At 68.4% G+C, this 9,849-nt stretch carries 10 protein-coding genes; 4 read left to right on the top strand and 6 right to left on the bottom strand.

Annotation, left to right across the window (positions count from 1 at the left end; genetic code table 11):
• The 3 genes from BV907_RS17880 to BV907_RS17870 all read left to right on the top strand — a co-directional run.
• The coding region (locus BV907_RS17880; RefSeq protein ID WP_217697964.1) for a calcium-binding protein at positions 1–607 on the top strand (607 nt) is incomplete at its 5' end.
• A 393-nt stretch (positions 608–1,000) separates the two neighbouring features.
• The gene (locus BV907_RS19045; RefSeq protein ID WP_175637517.1) at positions 1,001–1,129 is read left to right on the top strand and encodes an Ig-like domain-containing protein; all 129 of its coding nucleotides are present in this window, start codon (positions 1,001–1,003) and stop codon (positions 1,127–1,129) included.
• Positions 1,130–1,166: 37 nt separating this feature from the next.
• Entirely contained in the window at positions 1,167–1,754 is a 588-nt protein-coding gene (locus BV907_RS17870; protein ID WP_077491102.1) for a post-COAP-1 domain-containing protein, read from the top strand.
• On the opposite strand, the gene BV907_RS17865 is transcribed toward BV907_RS17870, so the two are convergent.
• The 4 genes from BV907_RS17865 to BV907_RS17850 all read right to left on the bottom strand — a co-directional run bounded on the left by BV907_RS17865 (position 1,723) and on the right by BV907_RS17850 (position 5,959).
• Positions 1,723–2,922, bottom strand: a complete 1,200-nt coding sequence (locus tag BV907_RS17865; protein WP_077491101.1) for an FAD-dependent monooxygenase — start codon at positions 2,920–2,922, stop codon at positions 1,723–1,725. The genes BV907_RS17870 and BV907_RS17865 overlap by 32 nt on opposite strands.
• Positions 2,923–3,050: 128 nt before the next feature.
• Positions 3,051–3,755: a response regulator transcription factor gene (locus BV907_RS17860; protein ID WP_245828075.1), complete on the bottom strand. Its 705-nt coding sequence runs from the start codon at positions 3,753–3,755 to the stop codon at positions 3,051–3,053.
• 1 nt (position 3,756) lies between these two features.
• Positions 3,757–4,956, bottom strand: coding sequence for a sensor histidine kinase (locus BV907_RS17855; protein WP_077491100.1), 1,200 nt, complete (start codon positions 4,954–4,956; stop codon positions 3,757–3,759).
• Positions 4,957–5,017: 61 nt separating this feature from the next.
• Positions 5,018–5,959 carry a GlxA family transcriptional regulator gene (locus BV907_RS17850; protein ID WP_245828073.1) on the bottom strand — a complete coding sequence of 314 codons (942 nt, stop codon included), beginning with the start codon at positions 5,957–5,959 and terminating at the stop codon, positions 5,018–5,020.
• 369 nt (positions 5,960–6,328) lie between these two features.
• Between BV907_RS17850 and BV907_RS18620 the strand changes: the two genes are divergently transcribed.
• Positions 6,329–8,422: a choice-of-anchor P family protein gene (locus BV907_RS18620; RefSeq protein WP_139346870.1), complete on the top strand. Its 2,094-nt coding sequence runs from the start codon at positions 6,329–6,331 to the stop codon at positions 8,420–8,422.
• Positions 8,423–8,533: 111 nt separating this feature from the next.
• On the opposite strand, the gene BV907_RS17845 is transcribed toward BV907_RS18620, so the two are convergent.
• A complete protein-coding gene (locus tag BV907_RS17845; protein ID WP_217697962.1) occupies positions 8,534–9,097 on the bottom strand; it encodes a mycothiol transferase in 564 nt (187 codons plus the stop codon).
• A 100-nt stretch (positions 9,098–9,197) separates the two neighbouring features.
• A complete protein-coding gene (locus BV907_RS17840) occupies positions 9,198–9,497 on the bottom strand; it encodes a hypothetical protein (protein ID WP_077491098.1) in 300 nt (99 codons plus the stop codon).
• Between the last annotated feature and the right edge of the window lie 352 nt (positions 9,498–9,849).

Raw genomic sequence — 9,849 nt, 5'->3', positions numbered from 1 at the left:
CACCGACACCTTCACCTACAAGGCCAACGACGGCACCGCTGACTCCAACACCGCCACCGTCACGATCACCGTCACCGCGGCCAACGACGCGCCGACCGTGACGGTGGCCGCGGGCGGGTCCTGTGGGGCGAACTCTCGCTCGGGCACAATAAACCTCACAGTGGCCGACGTGGACGATCCGGCGTCTAGCCTGGTGCTCAGCGTCTCGTCCTCGAACACGGCGCTGGTGCCGAATGCCAACGTGGTCTTCGGTGGTTCTGGTGCCGCTCGCACGCTTTCCGCCACCGCCGTGTCAGGCCAGACCGGCACGGCCACGCTCACGGTGACCGTCAGCGACGGCGATGCCCAGAGCACCGTGCTGGTGACTGTGAAGGTCGCCGGGAACGGCAACAACACTGTCACCGGAACCGAGGGCGCGGACATGATCTTCGCCCAAAACGGGAACGACACCGTGATCGGCCTCGGAGGAAACGACCTCCTCTGCGGCGGGCGAGGTGACGACACCCTGACCGGCGGCACCGGCGCCGACCACTTCAGCGGCGGGCCCGGTACCGACACCGCGACCGACTTCAACACCGGCGAGGGCGACACCACGGACGGCACATAGGCCAGAACGTGGCGACCGAAGGCCGCCCGGGCTCACCAGCCTGGGCGGCCTTCACTCACACCACGCCACGCCTCTCGCGCCCGAGACCAACCTCCAACGGCTTCTTGACGCCTTCGTCTCGAAGCCAGCCGGGCTGGCTCGGCCCTCGTCTACTCGGCCTGCCCGGCATCACGTGGCGCGGCGGGTGCGTCGCGGTCGACTCCTCGGGGGGCCGCCTACGTCACCGGATTCACCAGCACGACGAACGTCGCCACGTCTACCGGGACCTTCGACGCCACCTTCAACGGCGTTCAGGACGCGCTCGTCACCAAGATCTCGTTCGGCCCCGGCGCGCCGGCGACGCTCACGCTCTCGCCCGCAGCCGACACGAACGAGCTCGACACCCAGCACTGCGTGACCGCGATGGTCAAGGACGCCTTCGGCAACCCGACCCCAGGCATCACGGTGTGCTTCATGGTCACCAGGTCGGTGAACACCACCGACTCGGTGACCACCGACCCCAGCGGGGAGGCGACCTTCTGATACCAGGGCCCCCAGCTCCCGGGCGCGGATGCGATCAGTGCCTTCGCCGACACCGACAACGACACCGTGCAGGACCCATGCGAGCCCACTGGCGCCCACCAAGACCTGGACGCCGCCGGTCACGACCCCGCTGTGCCAGGTACAGATCACCAAGGGCGGGCGGATCACCGCCCTCAACGGCGACAGGGCCACCTTCGGAGGCAACGCCCAATCCGACGGCGCCGGCAAGGTCAAGGGCCAGCAGGAGTACCAGGACCACGGGCCCGCGCAGCGGCAGAAGGTGAAGTCGACCCAGATCCTCGCCCTGACCTGCAACCCGCAGCGCACCCAGGCGACAATCTTCGGCCGCGCCATGATCGACGGCCAGGGCTCGCACCTGTTCAGAGTCGACGTCCAAGACCTCGCCGAGCCCGGAGTCGGCCAGGACACCTACCGGATCCTGCTCGATACCGGCTACGACTCGGGCACCCAAAAGCTCGAGGGGGGCAACATCCAGATCCGCTGGACGGATCGTTCCGACCCGAGCAACCCCGCATCGCAACACGCCGTTATGGACAGACCATCACGGCGTGTTGCGATGCGGGGTTGGGGCGTCAGACCGCGATCGGGTGCGAGGCCACCCTGAACTGCTCGCGGACGCTGGCGATCTGCTTCTGGCCCGCCACGGTGCGCATGACGAGGTCGCGGGCCGCGACGCTCAGCGCCCCCTCCCACGAGGAGATGGTGCCGATCCGCCACGACGTGCGGTGGAGGGCCTCGACCTCGGGCTTGCGCGCCGCCGAGTACTCGTCGATGACCTTCTCGACCTGCGGCAGGCTCCGGAGGTCGGCCTCCCGCAGCAGCGAGGCCAGGACGAAGGCGTCCACCATGGCCTCGGCCGAGCTGCGGCCGAGGTTCGGACTCGTCGCGTGGGCTGCGTCCCCGAGGAGGACAATCCGCCCGGCACCCCAGCGCGGCATGGGCTGGACGGCCCGCACGCTGTGATGGATGAGGCGGTCGGCGGGGGTCGCATCGATGACGGATGCGACGCCCTCGGGGAAGTCCCTGAAGCGGCGGAGGAGATTGGCCTTCAGCGTCTCGGGCGGCCCCTCGAGGCTCGCCGTGGAGCCCTTGATGCTCACGAACCAGTAGATGCTGCCATCGCCGCAGTCGGTGACCGCCACACGGTTGCCCCTGCCGAAGAACATGCTGAACGTGTTCCTCCCGAACGGCGCCGGGTGCTCGACGATCGCCCCTGCGTCGCAGTATGCCGCCGTGCGCACGGCCACCGCGGGGAAGAGCTGGCGGCGCACCGACGAGTTGATGCCGTCGGCGGCGACCAGGACGTCGGCACAGTCCGCGGAGCCGTCGTCGAACGTCACGGTGACCCCGTCGGCGTCCTGCGCCACGGCGACCGCACGCCGGCCCAGCCGCACCGCGGCAGAGTCCACCCCGCCCGCGAGCGCGTCGATGAGCGCCGCGCGGGTGATCATGACGGGCATCGGGGCGCCGAATTCGTGCGAGTACTCGGCGAGCTTCCCCTGAAAGAGCTGCTGGCCGCGGTCGTTGAAGAACTGCTGCAGATGGACCTCCGCTCCGTTCGCGCGCACCTGCGCGCCGACGCCGAGCTGCTCGAGGACCTTCATGCCCTTGACCCAGACCTGGATCCCCGCACCGACGTCGCTGAACCGGGCGGCCTGCTCGTAGACGGTCGCCTCGATTCCCTGCTGGCGCAGCGCGATGCCCGTGCTCAGGCCGCCAATGCCGCCGCCGAGGATGATGGCCCGGCCCGGGCGCTTGCTGGTCGCTCCCATGGTTCCCCCTGCTTCCTGATCGTCTTCCTTTTCGTCAAAGGCGTACGATCCGAGCTTGCCAGCGGGGAGTGAGGCGGGGCGTCCTGCCGCGGCGGGCAGCTGTGGCTACTGCGGAGGCAGTACAGGGGTCAGGCCCGGCCGGGCACCACGAGCCCCGACTGGTACGCGAACACGACCAGCTGGGCCCGGTCCCGCGCCCCGACCTTCGCCATGGCCCGGTTCGCGTGCGTCTTGACCGTGAGCGGGGAGAGGTGGAGGCGTCCGGCGATGTCGTCGTTGGACAGGCCCTCGGCCGCAAGGGCGACGATCTCCTGCTCGCGACCGGTGAGCCGGCCCAGTGACGCCTTGACGGGGGCGTCGCCCCGGACCGGCTGGGCGAGGAAGTGCTCGACGAGCCCCGTGGTGGCCCGGGGCGAGAGGAGCGACCCGCCCTCGGCCACGGTCCGCACGGCATCGGCGAGGCCGGCCGGGTCCATGCCCTTGCCGAGGAAGCCGCTCGCGCCGGCGCGCAGGGCCTCGAACACGTACTCGTCGAGCTCGAAGGTCGTCAGGATGAGCAGGCGCGTGGCGGCGAGGTCGGGATCGGCGGTGATCTGGCGGGTCGCGGCGAGCCCGTCGAGGACGGGCATGCGGATGTCCATGATGACGACGTCGGGCCGCAGCGCCCGCGCGAGGGCCACGGCCTCGGCGCCGTCCCCGGCCTCCGCGACGACCGTGATGTCCGGCGCGCCGTCGAGCAGAACGCGGAAGCCGGCGCGGATGAGCGCCTGGTCGTCGGCGAGCACGACGCGGATCGCGCCGTCCGCCGCTGGAGTTCCCGCCATGTCGGTCATGTCACATCCCCCTCGGAAGCCACACCCTCACGCGGAAGCCGCCGTTCGTCGTCGTCCCCGTGCTGGTGCGCCCGCCCAGCGCCGAAGCCCGCTCGCGGAGCCCGCCGAGGCCGTGGCCCGTCCCGACGGCGCTGTTCCGCGGGGCGTGCGGGGCTCCGGCCGGCGCCGGGCCGTTCTCGACGAGGAGCTCGACGCCCCGGTCGCCGCCGGTGAGGCGCACGACGACGGGCGCCCCCGGAGCGTGCTTGGCGGCGTTCGCGAGGGCCTCCTGGGCCGCTCGGTAGAGGACGAACCGGTGGTCCGGCGTGAGCCCGCCGAGCGGTCCCTCGCGCGTGACCGTGCAGTCCATGCCGAGGTCGCGGAAGGAGGCCGCGAGGTCGTCGAGCCCGCCCAGGCCGGGGGCCTCCTCCGCGGCGCGCGCGGGCTCGAGCTCGACGGGCGAGTCGGCGCTGCGGAGCGCGCCGAGCATGCTCCCCATGTCCCGCAGGACCGTCTGCGCGGACCGGCCAGCCTGCTCCAGGGCTGCCCGCGCCCCCGCGGGATCGGAGCCGATGAGGGACCGTGCGGCGGCGGTCTGGATGTTCACGACGGCCACGTGGTGGGCGATGATGTCGTGCAGTTCGCGCGCGATCGCGAGCCGGTCCTCGGCGACGCGGCGGCGCGCCTCCTCGTCGCGGCTCTGCTCGGCCCGCTCGGCGCGTTCGACGGCGGCGGCCAGGTACTCCCGCCGGTTGCGGGCCGCGTCCCCGAAGGCACCCGCCGCGGCCGCCATGAGCGCGACGGGCACGGTCTCGGGCTCGCGGTGCAGCCACAGGGCTGGAACGATGGACGCGCACACGAGGGCGGCGATCGACGACACGGCGGCCCAGACCGCGCCGGGCCGGCGGAGCTGGCTCGTCGCCGTGTAGATCGCGATGGCCGCCGGCAGGATCGCCCCGACCCACCCGACCCCGGCCGCGAGGAGCGCGGCGGAGGCGGCCGTGGTCGCGGCGAGCACGGTGCGCGGGCGGGCCGTGCGGAGCACGAGGGCGGTGCACGCGGCGCCACCCAGGACCAGATAGGCCAGCAGCAGGGCCGGCACGCCGCCGTCGGCCTCCCACTCGAGGAGGGGGCGGATCGCGCCGGCCAGGAACGCGCCCGCGGCGAGGAGGACGTCCGCGGCGCGGACCGCCGTCGTGCGCGGGACAGGGGGCGCAGTCACGGGCGACACGTTATCAACTGATTGCTTCGCATCCCTGGTCTTGGGGGTCATTGCTTGAGGGCTACCGGCCCCCGCCCCCCGCACGTGAACTCGGGCGCTGGGTCGCGCGGTGTTGCGAGGGCGTCGCCCCGTACCGATGCACGAAGGCCTGACGGAGTGCTTCTGTCGAACCGAAGCCGCACCGTCTCGCGATGCACGAAACAGGCAGCGCGGTGGTGGCGAGCAGCTGCGCCGCGGCTTCCACGCGAGCACGCCGGACATAGCGGGCCGGGGTGATGCCGAGCTCGATGAGGAACAGCCGGGTGAGGTGCCTCTGGCTGACCCCCACGAGCCCCGCGAGGGCATCACCCGTGAGGTCGGCGGCCAGATTCGTGCTGACGTGGCTTTCCACTTCTCGTACGAGACCGTGCTCGGCAGGAGGCGCCGAGGTGAACATGCTGATCTGGGCCTGGTTCCCTGGTCGCTGCAGGTAGGTCACCAGACGGCGGGCCACCTCTCGCCCCAGCTCCGCATTGTGGTCTTCCTGAATGAACGCGAGCATCAGATCCATAGCGCTTGTGACACCGGCCGCGGTGGCGATGTCGCCGTCCCGGATGAAGATGGGGCCGGGGTCCACCGAGACGGCCGGGTAGCGGGCGGACAGGTCGGCGGCGAACTCCCAATGGGTGGTCGCCCGTTTGCCGTCGAGCAGCCCGGCCGCGGCCAGGACGAATGCCCCGGTGCAGACGGAGGCAACCCGGCGACTCTCCCTCGCCAGCCGCCGCACGTTCCCTACGATCACGGGGTCTGCCGCTGCCCGGTGGTGGCCTGTCCCACCGGAGACGATCAAGGTGTCCAGTGGGCCAAAGGTGCGCTGCAGTGACTGGTGGCTTGGCAGGAGGACCCCCTCACGGCAGGCGATGGGCCGCCGGCCGGCACTGGCGATTCTCACGGCGTACGGCGGCAACGCGCCCACGGCATTCGCCAAGTCCAGGCTCGTGAGGATGCAAGCGATATCAAGCAATGATGCACCGTCGTAACCGACCAACACCATAGGCCGAACCCCCATGGTTCCACCATGGACCGGACACCCACGGTTCGACCATGGATAAACGCGACCAATTCTCCAAGATTCAGGACCTCTGCCCGCCGCGTCGTTTACTCCCTTCGTCGAGTCCGTCATGGTCAACGGGAGTGGAAGGAGACTGAGTGCGGTCGGCGCGCTCCCGACTCATGCGATCTCAGCTGTGGCTTCTAGTCCTCGCTGAGATGAGGACCGTGCGCCGGCCGGTGGTGGTGGCCCGCACCGTCGGCCTCATCGGCACGGCATATGCGGGAATTCTGACACTATGCATGGCCACAAAAGGGAGGTGAAGTCGTGCGGGGACTGGTTGTGGCAGCAACTGCTGCATTTCTGGGGAGTCTTCTATCGCCCGGCTCTTCGTATGGGGCATCAGATTCGATCGAACTGGCGTCCACATCATCGCAAAACGAAGGGATTGAGCGGGCCATTCGTGATCACCTCGACCGCAGTCCTCGAGACTATATTGCGCTTGAGGAAGATCTTGCGGAGGCGGGCGCGCATGGCTTGCGCATCTCGACGCCGCAGGCTGGCGTGACTGCGGAGCCAGCCTTGGAGGCCGCCGAGAGTCCAGATTTCAGCACTTGTGATAATCCGCATTATTTCAAGTGCGAGCTGCTGATGTTCCATGAGGATCCGAATAAGCTCTATCCGGCTGGCCGTGACGTCGTGATGATGACCTGGGACTTCAATAACTATTATGTAAAACCGGGCGACCCAAAGAACATCGCCTTGGCCGGTGATCCCAATGATGTCGTGGGCATCAGTTTTGGGAACTATGACGAAAAGTGCTTGTCGCCAGCGGAAACTGTGCGCTATGCGGAGAACGAGTATGGCGCAGATGTGTCAGAGCTAATAAGCGTGGAGGAGACTAACGCAGCCGATAACAGCACGTTCTGGCAGATTCGCGACCAGATACCGAGTCCGCCCAATAATCCCGTACCTCGTCATCCGGTACCCACAGATCACGGATACGTGGGTGTTCTGCTTGAACATCGGGGGGACGTAGAAAAACATGAATGCATCCCCTATGAGGAGATCAGGGCAGTAGGAAAGTACGCCCATAATCAGGAGGGCAGCGGTGCCTTAAAGGGCATTACTGTCGGCTTCGAAGTTGGACCGATGAGCCTGTCATACACCCCTGACGCAGACCCAGGAAAGGTGGAGCAGCGAAGTTCTGAGATCGTCGCATTGCATCCCGGAGGTATGGGCGGGGCTCCGCCGACGAAGCTGGCATACACCGGACCGACGTCAGCGCATTATCAGGCAACCTTTACGGCCTCGGCGAAACTCACGGTAAGTCCTAAACCCGGTGCCGAACCGAGCGATCCGCTTGCTGGCCAATCGGTTGGGTTCACTCTCGGCGGTGGCGGCGATGGCCAGACGTGCACAGGAACAACAGATTCGTCGGGCCAGGCCACGTGTCCCCTGACCATCACGCAACGCCCTGGGCGGACAACGATGATTGTCCGGTATCTGGGTGAGGGCTACCAGCCCGCCAGCATCGTTGTGCCGTTCACCATCGAACGGCAGAAGACAGCGGTCAGCTACGTCGGTATCAAGAAGGTTGCCAACGGCGCACCAGCGCGACTTAGCGGTCAGTTGGCGGAACGAGAAGTGGGTGGCACCCCCGTATCAGGGCGCGCGCTGGAACTTTCGTTGGGCAGCGGCGATGACAGGCAGTTCTGCACCGGCACCACCGATTCCTCGGGCATTGCGAGTTGCACGATTCCCTCGGTGAGGCAGCCGCTCAATGCCGACGCAACCATCCCGGCAATGGTGGCGTTCCACGGAGATGACTACTACTTGGCTTCCGACGCGTCCACCGAGGTGCTCTTGGAGTACTACACGGGACGTGCGTACGGTGCCGGCGGTGGCCTCGGACTGCCGTTGCTTGCCGTCGATCTGGCGCCGACTCCCGACACCGGACCTGTGAGGACAGCCGGAGCGTCCAGCACCTCGACGCCCTGCTTGGGACAGGTGACGGGGCCATTGATCACGGCCAGTACCCTGTGCCCCGAGGTAACGACCAGTCTCGGCCCGGGGACATCGCATTCAACGTCCACGATAGATGAAGCGGTGATTGGTCTCCGCGGGATGCCCGTCATCGAGATCCAGGGTGCCACGGCCACATCGATGAGCACCTGCGGGTCCGGTGGATCCGCGAGCGGAAGCACCCAAATGACGCTTCGCATCGGTGGCAAGGCGGTCGCTGTGCCAACACAGCCAAACAGCGCGATCGACATCGCCGGAGGCGCACGGCTTGTAGTTAATGAACAGATACCTGTCGACGGCGCAGACCATGGGTTGACAGTGAACGCCCTGCACCTCAGCGCCGCGGGTGATCTTGTCGACGTTGTCGTGGCATCGGCCCGAAGCGGCGTGCACCATTGCGCGAATCAGTGAAGAGAGCGTGACCCGCTCTCCCCTGGGAGCGTGCGGCGCCATCGCCGAGCCGGTGTCGGGACCGTTGTTCTCCGACGGATGGGCTGAGGGGCCGCGGTCGTCGGGAACGAGTCACCCGCGGAGGAGCCCCCGGACGTAGGCGGCCTGGCCCACGTGCTGGGTCGCGTCGTTGAGCACGCTCATCATCCGGACCGCCGCGGTGAGGTGCGGGGTCCAGCGGAGGTCGACGATCCGGCCGAAGTCCTCGATGCGGAGGTCCCGGAGCACGGCGACGACGCGCGCGTGGACGGCCTCGTGGTAGCCGCGCAGCAGGTCCGCGTCGCCGACGGTGAACGCGTCGACCTCCTCGGGCCGGTGCCCCACGCCGGTGGCGCCCGCGGCATAGGGGAGGCCGAAGCTCTCCTCCCACTCCGGCCACACCTGGCCCGCCGGGACCTCGTGGTTGCCGCGCGCCGGCGGCCTCCCGCCGGCCAGGACGGCGGCGAGCGAGGCGAAGTGGTCATCCTCGATGCGCGTGAGGTGCCAGACGAGCCAGCCGATGGAGTTCGCCTTGGGCCCGGGCCGGTGGAGCAGATGCTCGGGGCCCATGCCCAGCAGGGCGTGCCCCACCCCCTCGCGCACCCGGTCGAAGCCATCCTCGAGGATGCGGGCCGCCCACAGCGCCTGTTCGTTCATGTGCCCCAAGGTAGCTGGGCGGGCCCGGGGAGGGGAGGACTCGCGACGGCGGGCGCTCGCCGCGGCCCTCGCCCTCCCGCGGGGTGGTCAGCGGGCGATATCAATGCTCGTCGTAGTGGCCCGCATGCTCGGCGTGCCGGTGGCCATCGTGGATGTAGTCCACATGGTCACCGTGCTGGACCGTCTCGTGGCTGCAGTCGGGGCCGCCGTGCTGGTGATCGGCAGGGGTGTGCTCTGCCGGGTCGTCATGCTCGTCGTAGTGGCCCTGGTGCTCGGCGTGGCGGTGGCCGTCGTGGAGATAGTCCACGTGGTCACCGTGCTGGACTGTGACGTGGGTGCAGTCCGGGCCCCCGTGCTGGTGCTCGGCGAGGGTGTGCTCTGCCGGGATTTCCTCCGTCATGATGTCTCCTTCGCTGGCGCCGTGGGCTTCCCGGCGCCTACTTTTCCTGGCTGTGCGAGATGGCGTCGTTGATGACGCGAGCCACGTGATCGTCGGTCAGGGAGTAGATGAGTCCTCATCGGCAATCACCTAGACACATAAGCATGTGACTATGCCACGGGCAAGACTGCGCCAGGGACGCGCGGTGTTCTGAAGAAGCCCAGGATGCTGAGCACGCATCCGGCGTGTCTATGGTGCCGTCCCCTCCTAGGGCGTGTTGCTAAAGCTGGCGTTGAGCCATGCGAGTGACGCGGCGAGGGTGATTGCGGCGAAGTAGTTCCGGGCGGTCTTGTCGGTCCGCATCGCCAGCCCG

Origin of the sequence: Sinomonas mesophila (assembly GCF_001999765.1) — a bacterium.
Classification (GTDB): domain Bacteria; phylum Actinomycetota; class Actinomycetes; order Actinomycetales; family Micrococcaceae; genus Sinomonas; species Sinomonas mesophila.
This window is presented reverse-complemented; position numbering and strand designations above follow the sequence as displayed.